12 protein-coding genes are annotated in these 15,880 nt (G+C 60.4%); 5 read left to right on the top strand and 7 right to left on the bottom strand.

The annotated features are described in order from the left end of the window. Positions 1-4: 4 nt before the first annotated feature. The 6 genes from GF108_RS07955 to GF108_RS07930 are packed head-to-tail and all read right to left on the bottom strand — an operon-like array spanning position 5 to position 6,964. Complete coding sequence (locus GF108_RS07955) at positions 5-955, bottom strand: alpha/beta hydrolase (RefSeq protein ID WP_153667543.1); 951 nt, start codon at positions 953-955, stop codon at positions 5-7. Further along, the gene (locus GF108_RS07950; protein WP_153667542.1) at positions 952-1,734 is read right to left on the bottom strand and encodes a carnitinyl-CoA dehydratase; all 783 of its coding nucleotides are present in this window, start codon (positions 1,732-1,734) and stop codon (positions 952-954) included. The genes GF108_RS07955 and GF108_RS07950 overlap by 4 nt, the downstream gene beginning before the upstream one ends. Continuing rightward, positions 1,731-3,809, bottom strand: a complete 2,079-nt coding sequence (locus GF108_RS07945) for an acetate--CoA ligase family protein (protein ID WP_153667541.1) — start codon at positions 3,807-3,809, stop codon at positions 1,731-1,733. Before GF108_RS07945 ends, GF108_RS07950 begins: the two co-directional genes overlap by 4 nt. Positions 3,810-3,820: 11 nt before the next feature. Next, positions 3,821-4,984: an acyl-CoA dehydrogenase family protein gene (locus tag GF108_RS07940; RefSeq protein ID WP_153667540.1), complete on the bottom strand. Its 1,164-nt coding sequence runs from the start codon at positions 4,982-4,984 to the stop codon at positions 3,821-3,823. Positions 4,985-4,989: 5 nt separating this feature from the next. Further along, the gene (locus GF108_RS07935; protein WP_153667539.1) at positions 4,990-6,054 is read right to left on the bottom strand and encodes a carnitine 3-dehydrogenase; all 1,065 of its coding nucleotides are present in this window, start codon (positions 6,052-6,054) and stop codon (positions 4,990-4,992) included. A 4-nt stretch (positions 6,055-6,058) separates the two neighbouring features. After that, positions 6,059-6,964 (bottom strand): 3-keto-5-aminohexanoate cleavage protein, encoded by a 906-nt coding sequence (locus GF108_RS07930; RefSeq protein ID WP_027232572.1) that lies wholly within the window; start codon positions 6,962-6,964, stop codon positions 6,059-6,061. A 77-nt stretch (positions 6,965-7,041) separates the two neighbouring features. Here GF108_RS07930 and GF108_RS07925 point away from each other — a divergent pair, with 77 nt between their 5' ends. Continuing rightward, on the top strand, positions 7,042-8,025 hold the full coding sequence (locus tag GF108_RS07925; protein WP_370462109.1) for a GlxA family transcriptional regulator: 984 nt from the start codon (positions 7,042-7,044) through the stop codon (positions 8,023-8,025). 109 nt (positions 8,026-8,134) lie between these two features. After that, on the top strand, positions 8,135-8,626 hold the full coding sequence (locus tag GF108_RS07920; protein ID WP_153668216.1) for a thioesterase family protein: 492 nt from the start codon (positions 8,135-8,137) through the stop codon (positions 8,624-8,626). Here the strand turns inward: GF108_RS07920 and GF108_RS07915 are convergent. Beyond that, positions 8,613-9,521 (bottom strand): LysR substrate-binding domain-containing protein, encoded by a 909-nt coding sequence (locus tag GF108_RS07915; RefSeq protein ID WP_153667537.1) that lies wholly within the window; start codon positions 9,519-9,521, stop codon positions 8,613-8,615. The two genes, GF108_RS07920 and GF108_RS07915, sit on opposite strands and share 14 nt — an antisense overlap. 154 nt (positions 9,522-9,675) lie before the next feature. Between GF108_RS07915 and GF108_RS07910 the strand changes: the two genes are divergently transcribed. Genes GF108_RS07910 through GF108_RS07900 form a run of 3 tightly spaced genes read left to right on the top strand, consistent with a single transcriptional unit; the run spans position 9,676 to position 15,838 of the window. Continuing rightward, complete coding sequence (locus GF108_RS07910; RefSeq protein WP_153667536.1) at positions 9,676-10,908, top strand: aromatic ring-hydroxylating dioxygenase subunit alpha; 1,233 nt, start codon at positions 9,676-9,678, stop codon at positions 10,906-10,908. A 41-nt stretch (positions 10,909-10,949) separates the two neighbouring features. After that, positions 10,950-13,397: an FAD-dependent oxidoreductase gene (locus tag GF108_RS07905; RefSeq protein ID WP_153667535.1), complete on the top strand. Its 2,448-nt coding sequence runs from the start codon at positions 10,950-10,952 to the stop codon at positions 13,395-13,397. Beyond that, positions 13,394-15,838, top strand: a complete 2,445-nt coding sequence (locus GF108_RS07900; RefSeq protein WP_153667534.1) for an FAD-dependent oxidoreductase — start codon at positions 13,394-13,396, stop codon at positions 15,836-15,838. Before GF108_RS07905 ends, GF108_RS07900 begins: the two co-directional genes overlap by 4 nt. The last annotated feature ends 42 nt before the right edge of the window (positions 15,839-15,880 follow it).

Here is a 15,880-nt window from a genome sequence, read left to right as displayed (position 1 = left end):
GAAATCAAAGTTGGCCGGGCCAGCGGCCTTTCCCGAGCAGATGCACGGCAGTGACGATCCGCCGGAAGCTTGACCGCGCCCGCTCGACGCTATGGCGCGCGCGAAGATAAGCGTGGATCAGGCCCGGCTCATTGTTCCAGATCGCCTTGCCGCCCGCTGCGAGAATCTTGTCGCGGTAGTGCCGGCCATCGTCCGAGAGCGGATCGCATTCGGCGGAAATGACAATTGTCGGCGGCAACCCGCCAAAATCCGGATCGTTGAGGGGCGAGAAACGCGGATCAGTGGACCAGTTGAAGCCGCCGCCACGAATATTGGCGTAGTAGACGGTATCACGGGTCGACAGCATCGGCGCTTCGGCGTGAGTGAGATACGAGCCCTGATCGGTCGCGCCACCGAGCCCCGGATAGATGAGAACCTGGCCGATCGGTGCGCGGTCATGGCTGCGGACGTGATGGATGACTGCGGCTGCCAGATTGCCGCCGGCGCTGTCTCCGCAAATGACGATTGGAAGATCGGAGGTTTCAGCCACGTGCTCGAAGGCTGCGAGGCAGTCGCGGAAGGCCGTGGGATGCAGGTGCTCGGGTGCAAGGCGATAATCGACGGAGATGATGCGAAAGCCCGTAGCATCACAAATCTCGGCGCAGACGTCATCATGGCTGTCGAGCCCACCCACGACGAAGCCGCCACCGTGGAAATAGAGGCAGACCGCTTCGGGCTTTGAGCCGCTTTTGTCATAGACACGAACCGGTATCCGGTGGTCCCGTGCATGGATGAATGCATCCATCGATGACACTGCCTCTGGATAGCCGGCAAAGAATGCGCGGCACATCGTGTTATAGACGCCGCGCTGCTCTTCGATAGTCAGGTCTATCGCGTCCGGGGGATAGAAACTGTTCGTCCTGTCGATAAACGCCCAGGTCTCTTTATCGATCAGGACGGAATAGTCTGTGCTCATCTACCCTTCCAGACAGGTTCACGCTTCTCGGCAAAGGCCTTGAATCCTTCCTGTCCGTCTTCCGAGGCATAAAGGATATCGACCGTGCGGAACTTCCGCTTGGTGATCATATTCATTGCCTGCTGGAATGTCATGTTCTCTGCTTCGCGCGCGACTTCCTTGATCGCGGCGAAAACGAGCGGCGGACCGCTTTCGAGGAGGCGGGCGATCTCCCAGACACGCTCCATCAGCTTGTCCTTGGGCAGAACCTCATTGACGAGACCCCAGCGATGCGCCTCGGCGACATCCATCCAGCGACCGGTCAGAAGCAGGTCCATCGCGACGTGATAGGGAATGCGCTTGGGCAATTTGACCGTCGCGGCGTCGGCAAGGGTGCCGGCGCGAATTTCGGGCAGGGCGAAGCTCGAATGATCGGATGCGAGGATCATGTCGCAGGAAAGCGCGAGTTCAAAACCACCGCCGACGGCCATGCCGTTGACCGCGGCGATGACGGGCTTGTTCAGATCGCGCAATTCCTGCAGACCGCCGAAACCGCCGACACCATAGTCGCCGTCGACGGCGTCACCGCCTGCAGCTGCCTTCAGGTCCCAGCCGGCGCAGAAAAACTTGTCTCCGGCGGTCTGGACGATGGCGACGCGCAATTCGGGATCGTCGCGGAATTCTCTGAACGTTTCGCCCATAAGGCGGCTCGTGATCAGATCGATCGCATTCGCCTTCGGCCGGTCGAGCGTGACCTCGAGAATGCCGCCCTCGCGCCTTGTCCTTATAACGTCGTTCAATTCAGCTCTCCCTTTGTGACCAGCAGCGCATCGGCAATCCACGCGCCGTCTCCCTTGCCGCAGACGAGCAGCGGATTGATATCCAGCTCGGATATGCGTCCTGCATTCCTGACGGCAAACGTGGCAATTGCCGCTATGGTATCAATCGCGGCATCAAGATCGGCCGGCTTCCTGCCGCGATAGCCGTCGAGTAGCGGGAACATGCGGAGCGAACGCAGTGCCGCCTCGATATCTTCACGGCTCGATGGCAGCAGCAAAGTTGCCGTATCCTGCAGAAGTTCGACGAGAACGCCGCCGGTTCCAAGCGTCATCACCGGGCCGAACTGAGGATCGTCGACTATGCCGACAATGAGTTCGGCGACAGCACCCGTTACCATGCGCTCCACGTAAAGTCCTGTTCCGAGGCCGGCAAGGTCATTCGCCGCGCTTCGAACTTCATCGCTGCTTTTAAGGTTCAGGCGCACCGCATTGTGCTCGGACTTGTGGGCGATGCCGAGCGCCTTCAAGGCAACCGGATAGCCGAGACCGTTGGCGATAAGGACTGCCTCATCGGCTGTCTGGCAGCGGCGACCTTCCGGTACGGGGAGTTCCAGCCTGCGCAACAGCGCCTTGGCGTCCGCCTCATCGGGAGAGGCGGGTTCGTAAGCGTTTGAACCGCGGGGTGCTGCGACGGGTGCGGAAGCGCTACGCTTCCAGGCACGGCCGATGAACGCGGCGGCCTCGGCGGCGTCGAACGCTTCGGTGATGCCGCAAAGAGGCGCGATCCCGCTTTCCATCAGCCCGGCCATATACTCTTCCGGGATGTTTTCGGGCAAGGACGCTACAATCGCTCCCTTGGCGCGATTGGTCTTGAGCGCACTTTCGAAGCCGCGCACCGTCGACCACCAATCCACGTCCGAGCAGCGATCCTTGCGCGGAAAATCAAGAACGAGGCAGCTTAAGGCGAAGCCGCCGGAAACCATGGCGGTGAAGGTCTCCGTCAGGGCCGGTTCGTTGTTCCAGATGAAAGTATGATAGTCGAGCGGGTTCGCCACGGCGACGAGTGGCCCGAGCGTTGCCTTGACGCGCGCCCTGTGTTCCGGCGTTAGCGCCGGAAATTCCACCGAGCGGCCCTCGGCGCTGTCTGCCATCACCGATGCCTCGCCGCCTGAACAACTCATCGAGCACAGCGTGTTGCCATCGAGAGGGCCATGGACGTGGAGGAACTTCAACGTTTCGAGGAACGAGGCGATTGAGTTGACGCGGGCTATGCCGAGCCGCTTCAGGAACGCGTCGGATGCAGCGTCCGACCCTGCTAGCGATGCGGTGTGCGAGACCGTCGCCGCGCGTGCCTGCGCTGAGCGGCCGACCTTCATGGCGACAATCGGCTTGCCGAGTTCACGCGCCCGTTTTGCCAGAGCCTCAAATTTCGGCGCAGACTGGAATGCTTCGATATGCAGACCGAGCGCAGTCACGCGGTCGTCTTCGAGAAGTGCGATCGCCATGTCGGGAAGGCCGGTCTGCGCCTGGTTGCCCGCGGTCATGACGTGGGCGATCGGCAATCCGCGGTTCTGCATCGTCATGTTGATGGCGATGTTGGACGATTGCGTGATGATCGCAACGCCGCGCTCGTCGGCAGCAAGCCGGCGTCCGCCGTGCTGGTCCGGCCACAGCAGGGCGCCGTCGCAATAATTGATGAGGCCGTAGCAGTTCGGCCCGATGATCGGCATGTCGCCTGCCGCTTCAACGAGTTCCTCTTGCAAGCGGGCGCCATCGGCATCGTCGGCGCCGGCTTCAAGGAAGCCCGAGGCATAGCAGACCGCGACGCCGGCGCCGGCATCGCGCAACTGCCGCACGATATCGAGCGTGACAAAACGGTTGACGCCGACAAAGGCGGCATCGGGACTTCCGGGGAGATCGGCCACCGAGCGATAGACCTTGAGGCCGAGGATCTCGTCATGCTTGGGATGGACCGGCCAAATCTCGCCGGTAAACCCCATTTTCTGTGATTGCTTGATGACTTCGATGGCCTGGAGGCCACCGAAGACAGCAATGGATTTTGGCCGAAGCAGTCGGTCGAGCTTATGCGATGCCATGAAATGCTCCGTTATGCGCCATGCGGGCGGAGCAGGGCACGCGAGATGATGTGCCGCTGGATCTCGGACGTGCCCTCCCAGATGCGTTCAACACGGGCATCGCGCCAGATGCGTTCGAGCGGCAGGTCATCCATAAGGCCCATGCCGCCGTGAATCTGGATCGCCTCGTCGGCGACGAAGGCCAACGTTTCGGTCGCCTTCAGCTTGGCCATGGCCATGTCCTGGTCAGTCACCGTGCCTTGGTCGAATTTCCAGCCGGCCTCGAAGGTGAGAAGTTCCGCCGCCTTGAGCTCCGTCGCCATATCGGCGAGCTTGAACGAAACGCCCTGGAACTTGCCGATCTGCTGGCCGAACTGTTGGCGCTGGGCAGCATATTCAATGGCGTGGCCGAGCGCACGTTCAGCGCGGCCAAGGCACGTCGCCGCAACCTGCAAGCGGGTTGCGCCAAGCCAGGTGTTGGCGACCTCGAAGCCTTTGTGGACTTCGCCGAGGATCGCTTCCTGCGGCAGGCGGCAATCGTCGAATTCAACGATGGCATTGGTATAACCGCGATGCGAGACATTACGGTAGCCTTCGCGGATCGTCATGCCGGGGTGGCCCTTGTCCACGAAGAAGGCGGTGATTTTCTTCTTTTTGCCGCGCGGCGTCTCTTCTTCGCCTGATGCAACAAAGAGTATGACGAAATCGGCTTCGAGCGCGTGGCTGATGAAATGTTTGGTGCCGTTGACGACCCAGTCGCCGCCCTTTTCGACAGCGGTCGCCTTCATGCCGCGCAAGTCCGAGCCCGCGCCGGGTTCGGTCATGGCCAGGCAGTCGGACTTTTCGCCGCGAATGCAGGGGTAGAGGTATTTCTCTTTCTGCGCATCGGTGCCTGCAAGCAGGATATTCGACGGGCGCCCGACGCAGGTCCAGTGCAGCGCATAATTGGCGCGGCCGAGTTCCTTTTCGTAGAGCAGCCAGGTGACGGTATCGAGCCCCGCGCCGCCGACTTCGGCTGGCATGTTGGCTGCATAAAGTCCGGCTTCCATCGCCTTCTGCTTGAGCTCGTCAGCGAGTTCCTTGCGCAACACGCCCGTGCGTTCCACCTCCGCTTCGTGCGGGTAGAGTTCGTTCTCGACAAAGGCGCGCGTCGTTTCGACGATCAGCCTTTGCTCCTCCGAAAGACCGAAATCCATGTGCGTTAGTCCTTCTTTTTCTTGGGCTTGTTGGCTTTGGCCTTCTCGGCGGCCTTGGAGGTCGCCGGCTTCTGGGCGAGCTTCGAGAGGCGCTTCGTATAGTCCTTGTAGAGGGCGCCCGCGCCCCAGCCCTTGCCCTTGTTCTGACGCGACAGCGCTTCCATGATCGCCACGAGATTGTCGTCGCGGATGCGTTCGAGTTCGCGGATCGAAAGGCCGTGCGCCTGCTCATCCGACTGGTTGGCGATCTTGTCCACCAGTTCTTCGGTTAGTTCGGGCACGTCCATCAGCTTGGTCCACGGCCAGGACAGGCATGGACCGAACTGGGCGATGAAGTGGCGCATGCCCGCTTCGCCGCCGGCGACGCGATAGACCTGGAACATGCCCATCTGCGCCCAGCGAATGCCGAATGAATAGCGCATGATATCGTCGAGTTCCTCGACGGTGGTAATGTCGTCCTTGATGAGCCAAAGCGACTCGCGCCAGACCGCCTCGAGCAGGCGATCGCCGACGAAAGCCTCGATCTCCTTGCGAATGACCACAGGCTTCATACCGATGGAGGCATAGAGTTCGCGCGCTCTTTCGACAGCGTCCGGCGAGGTCTGCTTGCCGCCGACGATTTCGACGAGCGGCAGCAGATAGACCGGGTTATAGGGATGGCCGACGACAAGACGCTCTGGGTGCTTCATCGCGGTCTGCATGTCGGACGGGAGAATGCCCGAGGTGGATGAACCGACAATAGCATCCGTCGCGGCATGCTTGTCGATCTCGGCAAGTACCTTGTGCTTCAGTTCGAGCCGTTCGGGAACGCTTTCCTGAATGAAGTCAGCGCCGTCGACGGCTTCCTGTATGGACTTGGCGAATGTCAGCTTTCCTTCTTTCGGCAAGCCGTCCGGCACCATGGTCTTATATGCGCGGCGAGAATTCTTCATCACCTCGCTGACTTTGCGCTCAGCCTCGGGATCCGGATCGTAGATCGAAACGTCGATGCCGTTGAGAAGAAGGCGCGCCACCCAGCCCGCACCAATTACGCCGCCGCCAACCGCCGCAGCCTTGCGAATTCCAGCCATTCTATCACCAGCCCTTTGTGAGTTTCATGCGCTCGCGGACGTCGTTCGGTCCGAGAATCTTTGCGCCGATGCCTTCGGCAACCTTTACTGCCCGCTCGACCAGCGGGCCGTTGGTGGCAAGCACGCCCTTGTCGAGCCAGATATTGTCTTCAAGACCGACACGGATATTGCCGCCGGCAAGCATGGCCATCGCCGCATAGGGCATCTGGTTGCGGCCGATCGAGAAAGCGGAGAAGGTCCAGTTTTTGGGCAGATTGTTGGTGAGGGCCAAAAGCGTATTGATATCGTCGGGCGCACCCCAGGGAATGCCCATGCAGAGCTGGACCATGACCGGATCTTCGAGCAGCTTCTGGTCATAGAGCCACTTGGCGAGAAGCAGGTGGCCGGTATCGAAGATTTCGACTTCGGGGCGAACGCCGAGTGCCGTTATCTGCGCCGCCATTGCCTTCAGCATCGCCGGCGTATTGGTCATGACGTAGTCGCCTTCGCCGAAGTTCATCGTGCCGCAGTCGAGCGTGCAGATTTCCGGACGAAGCTTGGCGACGTGTTCGAGGCGCTCGGTCGCGCCCGCCATGTCGGTGCCGATCGCAGAGGGCGGCATTGGCTGCTCGACACTGCCGAGCGTCAGGTCGCCCCCCATGCCGGCGGTCAGGTTCAAGACCATGTCGACGCCCGACGCCTTGATGTGCTCGACGACCTCGGTATAGAGCGCGACATCGCGAGAACCCTTGCCGGTCTTCGGATCGCGCACATGAATATGCGCGATTGCAGCGCCGGCATTGGCTGCGGCAATGCACTCGTCGGCGATCTGGCGCGGCGTTACCGGCACCTTGTCGGAACGACCTGTCGTATCGCCCGCGCCGGTCACGGCACAGGTGATGAATACTTCGCGATTGGGGGTAAGTCCCATAGCTCTGCTCCCATATTTTTCGTTGCCGTGATCATGCCCCGATTGCCATGCGATGCTTTGCGATATACGAATTGAAATTGATGAAAAGCGAAACTTCGCCAGTCTTTTTGCCCGACACCAAACCGCTGGATGTGACCGTCCTCGTTTTCAGCGGCGCTTCGCTCATGTGTGTTGCATCGACAATCGATCCGATGCGCGCGGCCAACCGCGTCTCCGGGAGCATACTCTTCAAATGGCGAATCGTCTCGCTGGACGGCGAGCCGGCCATGATGACGTGCGGCTTGCCGATCGCGGTTTCTGGTTCATTCGATGCTTCCGTAAAGGGCGATATGTTATTGGTTATCGGTGGTTTTGGCACTTCAGACATCGCGCGCACGACCTTTACCGCCAACCTGCGGCGCGCCGTCCATCACTATCAGATGATCGGCGGCATCGAGGCCGGGTCCTGGCTGCTTGGCCGTGCCGGTCTTCTCGGCGGGCGCAAGGCAACCACCCACTGGGAGGACATGGAGGAGTTTACGTCGGAGTTCCCGGAATCCGACATCAGGCCCGACCGCTATGTCATCGACGGTCCTGTCTTCACCAGTGGCGGCGCCTCGCCGACCTTCGACCTGATGCTGCATTTGATTCGCTCGCGCTATGGCATGTCGGTCGCCCTCGATGTCGCCAGCGTCTTCATCTATGACGAGGCGCATACGTCGAGCGATGCGCAGCCGCTGGTTTCGCTTGGCCGGCTCGACGACGTTCACCCTAAGCTTGCGGGCGCGATCCGCCTCATGGAAGCTCATATCGATGCGCCCCTGACAGTCGGCGCCATCGCCCGGCGTTGTGGGCTCAGCGCGCGCAGCCTTGAGAAAATCTTCGCAAAAGCGGTCGGCGAGGGGCCCGGACGATACTATCTGCGCTTGCGGCTCAAGGTGGCGCGGCGGCTGATTACCGACACGAAATCGCCGCTGGCGGATATCGCTGCGCGGACGGGATTTTCCTCGGCTGCTGCATTCACACGGACATTCAGGAGTTTCGAGGGGAAGCCGCCAAGCGCTTTCCGGCCGAACCATTGATGAGGGAACCGCCATGGCTCGTCGCTTTTGGCACAGCGGAAGGCGAGGCATCCATGTTTCAAATCCAGCGATCGACAGGCGTCGGCTCGCCAAGAACGAGGACCATAACATGCTAGCAACCAATCGAGACGCTGAACTCTATCATTCGGCGCCGATCCCGATCGAGAAGGATTGGATCGACTATAACGGCCATCTCAACATGGCTTATTACAATGTCGTCTTTGACAGGGGCGGCGACGAATTCCTTTCGGAGCTCGGTTTTGGCCCGACATACGCGGCCGAGCGGAAGCTGACGATCTACACGGCCGAGGTGCACATCTGCTACGTGCAGGAGCTCCACCTTGACGATGTCGTGACCGTCACCAACCAGCTCATCGATTATGACAGCAAGCGACTGCACACCTATCTCGAAATCGTCCATAAGGATGGCTGGGTAGCGGCAACGTGCGAGGTGCTCTCGCTGCATGTCGACATGAGCGGGCCGAAAGTGACGCCGTTTCCGGAAGACGTGCTGCCCAAGCTTGAGTTTTATATGAAGGAGCACGCCCAGCTGCCGGCGCCGGATCGCGTCGGCCGGGCGATCGGCGTCAAGAAGAAATAGGTTCGCCGCCGAATTGTTCGACGAGCCAGCGTTCGAATTGTCGGATTCTGGCCTCGCCGACCCGCTCCTTGCGGCAGATCATGTACCATGCGCCGGGCTGCGGCACTCTCAATCCGAATGGCGCGACGAGGCGCCCGGCCTTGAGGTCGTCGGCGACCAGGAAATCCGGTGCAACGCACACGCCCTGGCCGTCGAGGGCCGATTGCAAGGCGGCGAGGTAGGTGTCGAACTTCAGTGTGACAGCGCGGCCCGTATCAGCGATGTTCGCGGCCTCAAGCCATGTCCCCCAATCTTCCGGCGACGTATAGAGTGCGAGGCGCGGCACATTGCTCAATGCCTTGGCGTCGCCCCCACCCATGCGTGCCGCCACTTGCGGATTGCAGACCGGAAACATCTCCGCCTTGGCCAGCAAGCGGTAGTGCAGATTGAGCCGCTCCGGCCGCGTCGTATGGATGATGCCGATATCGGAACTGTCGATATTGAGCTCCCAATCGAGCTGGCTGGTGCCGATGCGGATGGCGAGATTGGAATTGACCTTGCGGAAATCGGAAAGGCGCGGGATGAGCCAGCGTATTGCGAAGGTCGAGTAGGTTTCGATCGCAAGATCGTCCGTCGTGCCGAGCCGATTGATCAGCGCGCTGCCACGCGCGATCTTCTCGAAGGCATCGCGCATGTAGGGGTAGTAGAGCGTGCCGGCGTCGGTAAGCGAAACGCCCCGCGGCAGCCGCTCGAAAAGCTTGACCCCGAGGATCGTCTCGAGTTCCGAGATGCGGTGACTTATCGCCGACTGCGTGACCCCAAGTTCATCGCCTGCCAGACGGAAGCTTAGCAGCCGCGCCGATGCCTCGAATGCCCGCAAGGAGCCGAGCGGGGGTATCCGGGGTTTGGACATCATGGCGGAGAAACCTTGTCGAAATCAGATGCGTGAGAATAATTCATGTCTTTATGAGCAACCATCGCTTGAATGCCGCTCAATGCGGAATCATTCTAAACTGCGACGCACCTGAGAAACAATAAGCGTCTAGGAACAATCTTTTTCGGAGAATGAAATGGCGGCGGAACAGGCTTTTGCAGAACTTGCACCGGCTCTGGACAAGATTGATCGTCTGGTTGCCGATCATCGGCCAGGGCATGGCCTCGTGCGCGCCTTCTACATGGATCCGGACGTCTATGTGCGTGATATGGAGAGGGTCTTTCGGCGTCATTGGCATTGCATCGGCCATGCCAGCATCATCCCGAACCCGGGTGATTTCGAATTGTTCAAGATCGACGCCGAAGCGATCATCGTTTCGCGCACGGAAGATGGTTCGATCCATGCGTTCCTGAATGTCTGCCGCCATCGCGGGGCGGAGGTCTGCACCAAGCAGAAGGGCAACGCCCGCTTCTTCGTCTGCCCCTATCATGCCTGGACCTATGCCAATGACGGCAGCCTTCGCGCCGCGCGCCTGATGCCGCGCGACTTCGACCGGACGGCGCACGGCCTCAAGAAACTGCATGTGCGCGTTGCGGATGGCCTGATTTTCATCTGCTTTGCCGACGAACCCCTGGACTTCTCGATAATCGAGCAATCGCTGCGCACCACCTGCGGTCAATATGGCTGGGGCGACGCCAAGGTGGCGTATCGCGAAACCTATGCCGTCGATGCCAACTGGAAGCTTGCAGTCGAGAACTACGTGGAATGCTATCACTGCGGTCCGGCCCATCCGGAATACTCGCAGACCCATGCGCTGGAACAGCCGGCGGAGAAGATCGTCGAACTCAATGCCAAGATGGAGCAGCGTACCTGCGCGCTCGGCATCGACATTGCGACTGGCGACAACTGGCAGAATTCCGCGCAGGGCAAGGAAGCGATCCACACGTTCCGCTATGCGCTCTACGACGGCGTCAAGAGCGGCAGCGAAGACGGATCGCCCGTTGCGCCGCTCATGGGCCGTTTCACCGAGTTCGATGGCGGTGTGACCTCTATTCACCTCGGCGGCACGAGCTTCCTCGTCTGCTATCCCGATCACGGCATGATTTATCGCTTCATCCCGAAGACGGTCGATACCTGCGAGATGGAGTTGATCTGGCTGGTGCGCGGCGATGCCGAGGAAGGCAAGGACTACGATCTCGAAAAGCTGACCTGGCTGTGGAAAGTGACGACGGCAGAGGACAAGACGATCATCGAACATACGGCGCGGGGCGTGCGGTCGAACTATTTCGTGCCGGGCCCGATCGCGCCAATGGAATATAACGAGTTGCGGTACATCCAGTGGTACCTCGATGAAATCGGCCGGGCCTGAACCCGGCCAAGAAAATGGCATGAGACCACGGGAGAATTTACATGTCTGAGTTTCCAACGTCGGCGCGCGTCGTCATCATCGGTGGCGGAGCGGTCGGCGTTTCCGCGCTTTATCACCTCGCCAAGGCCGGCTGGACCGATTGCGTCCTGCTGGAAAAGAATGAATTGACGTCGGGTTCGACATGGCATGCCGCCGGCAACGTTCCAACCTTCTCGGCTTCGTGGTCGGTCATGAACATGCAGCGCTATTCGGCGCAGCTTTATCGCAATCTGGCCGCCGAAGTCGATTATCCCATGAACTATCATGTGACCGGCTCGCTGCGCCTTGCCCATAGCAAGGAGCGCATGCGCGAGTTCGAACGCGTCAAAAGCATGGGCCGCTATCAGGGCATGGATATCGACGTGCTCGGCGTCGATGAGATCAACGGGCGCTATCCGTTCATCGCGACGCACGAACTTGCCGGAGCGCTCTACGATCCGAACGACGGTGACATCGACCCCGCGCAGCTGACGCAAGCGCTTGCCAAGGGTGCGCGCGACATGGGCGCGAAGATCATCCGCTTCTGCCCCGTCACGGGCGCGCGCCGCGACAACGACGAGTGGCTGATCTCGACGCCGCAGGGTGAGATCCGCTGCGAATATGTCGTCAATGCCGCCGGCTACCGCGCGCAGGAAATCGGCAAGCTGTTTGGCCGTGACGTGCCTATGATGGTCATGAGCCATCAATATCTGCTATTCGACGAAATTCCCGAGATCGCCGCCTGGACACGCGAGAACGGCCACAAGCTACCGCTGCTGCGCGACGTCGATTCGTCCTATTATCTGCGCCAGGAAAAGAACGGCATGAATCTCGGGCCCTATGAGCGAAACTGCCGTGCGCATTGGGCGACCCCGGATGATCCGATGCCTGACGATTTCTCGTTCCAGCTCTTTCCGGACGATCTTGAACGTCTCGACTGGTATCTGAACGATGCCATTGCCCGGGTGCCGATCCTCGGCACCGCCGGCCTTTCCAAGATCATCAATGGCCCCATCCCCTATGCGCCGGATGGCAATCCGCTGATCGGGCCGATGCCGGGCGTTCCCAATGCCTTCGAGGCCTGCGTCTTCACCTTCGGCATCGCCCAGGCAGGCGGCGCCGGCAAGGTGCTTGCCGAATGGGTGACGGAAGGCGCCACCGAGTGGGACATGTGGTCATGCGATCCGCGCCGCTTCACCGGTTTCACCGATCCCGATTATTGCATTGCCAAGGGACTCGAAGTCTATGGCCACGAATATGCGATCCATTTTCCGCGCCACACCTGGCCGGCGGGCCGCAACAAGAAGCTCTCGCCGCTCCATGACCGCATTGCCAAGCTCGGCGGTCAATTCGGGGCGTACAACGGCTGGGAACGCGCGAACTGGTATGCGAGGCCCGGTGACGACACATCCGAGGAGGCGACCCAGACCTTCTCGCGCAATGGACCTTGGCACGAGCGTATTCGCGAGGAATGCCACGCGGTGCGCGATGCAGTCGGAATTCTCGATCTGCCGGGGTTCACGCGTTTTCGCGTGAGCGGCGAGGGCGCGCGTGAATGGCTCGCGACGCTCACAACCGGTATCGTCCCCAGGCCCGGCCGGATCGGCCTTGCCTATTTCGCCGACGACAAGGGCCGCGTCGTCACGGAAATGTCGATCATGGCGATCGACGAAAATCTCTTCTTCCTCATCACGGCGGCCGTTGCGGAGTGGCATGATCGCGACTGGCTGGTCAAACACCTGCCCGCGGGGAGCGCGATCAGCATCGACAATGTGACCGAGCAGTTCTCCTGCCAGATCGTCACCGGTCCGAAGGCGCGGGACCTCTTCAAGGCTGTGTGCGACGCCGAACTCGACCGACCCTGGCTGACGCATCAGTCGGCGCAGATTGCCGGACGGTACTGCCAGCTTGTGCGCGTGTCGTTCGCTGGGGAACTCGGCTGGGAAGTCCATACGAAAGTTGCGGACACCGCCGCGATCTTCGACGCGATCTGGGAGGCTGGGCAGAAATACGGGATCAAGCCGTTCGGCATGTTCGCGCTCGACTCGCTACGGCTCGAGAAAGGTTATCGCGCCTGGAAAGGCGACCTTTCGACGGACTATACGCCGCTGCAAAGCGGGCTCGAACGATTTGTCAAATGGGAAAAGCCCAACTTCCTCGGCAAGGCTGCGCTTGAGAGCGAAAAGCAGCGCGGTGTGGACAAACGCTTTGTCACGTTGACCGTCGATGCCGGTGATTGCGACGCGCCCTATATGTCGACCCTTTGGCACAATGGCAATATTGTCGGCGAGACGACGTCCGGCGGTTGGGGCCACCGCATCGACAAGTCGATCGCGCTCGGCATGCTCAAGACCGAACTGACCGAGCCTGGCACCGAGATCGAAGTCGAAATCTTCGGCGAGCGACGCAAGGCCATTGTGCATCCTGACCAGCCCCTGTGGGATCCCAAGAACGAAAGAATCCGCGCATGAGTTCGCTTCCCACCAAGGCACGGGCCGTCATCATCGGCGGCGGCGTATCGGGCTGCTCGGTTGCCTATCATCTGGCGAAACTCGGCTGGACCGACATCGTTCTCCTCGAACGCAAGCAGTTGACCTCAGGCACGACATGGCATGCAGCCGGTCTGATCGGTCAGTTGCGTGCATCGCAGAACATGACACGCCTCGCAAAGTACTCGGCCGACCTCTATGTTAGGCTGGAAGCCGAAACTGAGGTCGCGACCGGCATGCGGCAGGTCGGCTCGATCACGGTCGCGCTCACCGAGGAGCGCAAGCACGAGATTTACCGGCAAGCATCGCTGGCTCGCGCCTTTGATGTGGACGTGCGTGAGATTTCTCCGAGAGAAGTCAAGGAGATGTATCCGCATCTTAATGTCGAGGATGTCGTCGGAGCAGTGCACCTGCCGCTCGACGGCCAGTGCGATCCGGCCAATATCGCCATGGCGCTTGCCAAGGGCGCACGTCAGCGCGGCGCGAGGATCGTAGAGAACGTGAAGGTGACCAACGTTCTGAAGAAGAATGGCCGTGTCGCTGGTGTTTCCTGGTCGAAGGGGGATGAGCAGGGCACGATTGAAACCGATGTCGTCATCAACTGCGCCGGCATGTGGGCACGCGATCTTGCCGCCACGTCAGGTGTGACTGTACCGCTCCACGCCTGCGAGCACTTTTATCTGGTGACGGAAGCGATTGAAGGACTTGGTCGGCTGCCGGTGCTGCGCGTTCCCGATGAATGCGCCTATTACAAGGAAGACGCCGGCAAGATGATGCTTGGCGCGTTCGAGCCGGTCGCCAAGCCGTGGGGCATGAACGGCATCTCCGAAGATTTCTGCTTCGATCAATTGCCCGAGGATTTCGAACATTTCGAACCCATCCTCGAAATGGGCGTCAACCGCATGCCCATGCTCGGGACGGCGGGCATCCATACGTTCTTCAACGGTCCGGAAAGTTTCACCCCCGACGATCGTTACTATCTGGGCGAAGCACCGGAACTTGGCGGCTATTGGGTTGCCGCGGGCTATAATTCCATTGGCATCGTGTCATCGGGCGGGGCTGGCATGGCGCTGGCGCAGTGGATCCACGACGGCGAGGCGCCCTTCGACCTTTGGGAGGTCGATATCCGCCGGGCGCAGCCGTTCCAGAAGAACCGGCGATACCTGAAGGAGCGTGTCTCCGAAACGCTTGGGCTGCTCTACGCCGACCATTTTCCGTACCGGCAGATGGCAACGTCGCGCAACGTTCGACGCTCGCCGATCCATGAGCATCTGAAGCAGCGCGGCGCCGTTTTTGGCGAGGTTGCCGGCTGGGAGCGGGCCAACTGGTTTGCCCGCGAAGGCCAGGAACCGGAATATCGCTATTCCTGGAAGCGGCAGAACTGGTTCGACAACCAGCGTGACGAGCATCTCGCCGTGCGCAATGGCGTCGGCCTCTTCGATATGACGTCGTTCGGCAAGATCAGGATCGAGGGACGCGATGCCCTGGCTTTCCTGCAAAGGCTCTGTGCCAACCAGCTCGATGTAGAGCCGGGCCGTATTGTCTACACCCAGATGCTGAATAATCGCGGCGGCATCGAGAGCGACCTTACGATTACACGGCTTTCGGAAACCGCGTTCTTCGCCGTTGTGCCGGGCGCAACCCTGCAGCGCGATCTCGCATGGATGCGCAAGCATCTTGGCGATGAGTTCGTCGTCATAACCGACGTGACGGCAGCCGAATCGGTGCTTTGCCTCATGGGGCCAAAGGCACGCGAACTGATCACGAAAATCAGCCCGAATGACTTTTCCAACGAGGCCAATCCTTTCGGTACGGCGCGCGAAATCGAGATCGGCATGGGATTGGCGCGGGCGCACCGCGTGACTTACGTCGGTGAACTCGGTTGGGAACTTTATGTTTCGACGGATCAGACGGCGCATGTCTTCGAAGCCATCGAAGAGGCCGGCGTAGATCTCGGTCTGAAGCTCTGCGGCCTCCACACGCTCGATTCCTGCCGCATCGAGAAAGCGTTCCGGCATTTCGGCCATGACATAACCGACGAGGATCATGTTCTCGAGGCTGGCCTGGGCTTTGCCGTCAAGGCTGACAAGGGCGATTTCATCGGCCGGGAGGCTGTGCTTCGCAAGAAGGACAAGGGCCTTAATCGCCGCTTGGTCCAGTTCAGGCTGAGCGATCCCGAACCGTTGCTGTTCCACAATGAAGCCATTGTTCGCGACGGTAATATTGTCGGAACGATAACGTCCGGCAATTATGGCCACCATCTCGGCGGTGCGATCGGGCTTGGTTACGTTCCAAGTGAAGGTGAGAGCCCGGACGAGGTCTTGGCTTCCGCATATGAGATCGAGATTGCTGGCGAGCGCGTAAAGGCGGAGGCTTCGCTGAAGCCGATGTACGATCCGAAGGCTGAGCGCGTCCGAATGTAGACTGAGAAGAGAGGTGCGTAGTTGCATCAACCACGCACCTCG

Origin of the sequence: Phyllobacterium sp. SYP-B3895, from assembly GCF_009647635.1 — a bacterium.
Classification (GTDB): domain Bacteria; phylum Pseudomonadota; class Alphaproteobacteria; order Rhizobiales; family Rhizobiaceae; genus Phyllobacterium; species Phyllobacterium pellucidum.
Note: the sequence above shows the minus strand (reverse complement) of the source record. Positions and strands in the feature narration are given on the sequence as shown.

Bases quoted from the DNA above. Each gene is read 5' to 3' on its own strand.
- GF108_RS07955 (WP_153667543.1), bottom strand. From the start codon at position 955: ATGAGCACAGACTATTCCGTCCTGATCGATAAAGAGACCTGGGCGTTT.
- GF108_RS07945 (WP_153667541.1), bottom strand. From the start codon at position 3,809: ATGGCATCGCATAAGCTCGACCGACTGCTTCGGCCAAAATCCATTGCT.
- GF108_RS07940 (WP_153667540.1), bottom strand. From the start codon at position 4,984: ATGGATTTCGGTCTTTCGGAGGAGCAAAGGCTGATCGTCGAAACGACG.
- GF108_RS07935 (WP_153667539.1), bottom strand. From the start codon at position 6,054: ATGGCTGGAATTCGCAAGGCTGCGGCGGTTGGCGGCGGCGTAATTGGT.
- GF108_RS07930 (WP_027232572.1), bottom strand. From the start codon at position 6,964: ATGGGACTTACCCCCAATCGCGAAGTATTCATCACCTGTGCCGTGACC.
- GF108_RS07920 (WP_153668216.1), top strand. From the start codon at position 8,135: ATGCTAGCAACCAATCGAGACGCTGAACTCTATCATTCGGCGCCGATC.
- GF108_RS07915 (WP_153667537.1), bottom strand. From the start codon at position 9,521: ATGATGTCCAAACCCCGGATACCCCCGCTCGGCTCCTTGCGGGCATTC.
- GF108_RS07910 (WP_153667536.1), top strand. From the start codon at position 9,676: ATGGCGGCGGAACAGGCTTTTGCAGAACTTGCACCGGCTCTGGACAAG.
- GF108_RS07905 (WP_153667535.1), top strand. From the start codon at position 10,950: ATGTCTGAGTTTCCAACGTCGGCGCGCGTCGTCATCATCGGTGGCGGA.
- GF108_RS07900 (WP_153667534.1), top strand. From the start codon at position 13,394: ATGAGTTCGCTTCCCACCAAGGCACGGGCCGTCATCATCGGCGGCGGC.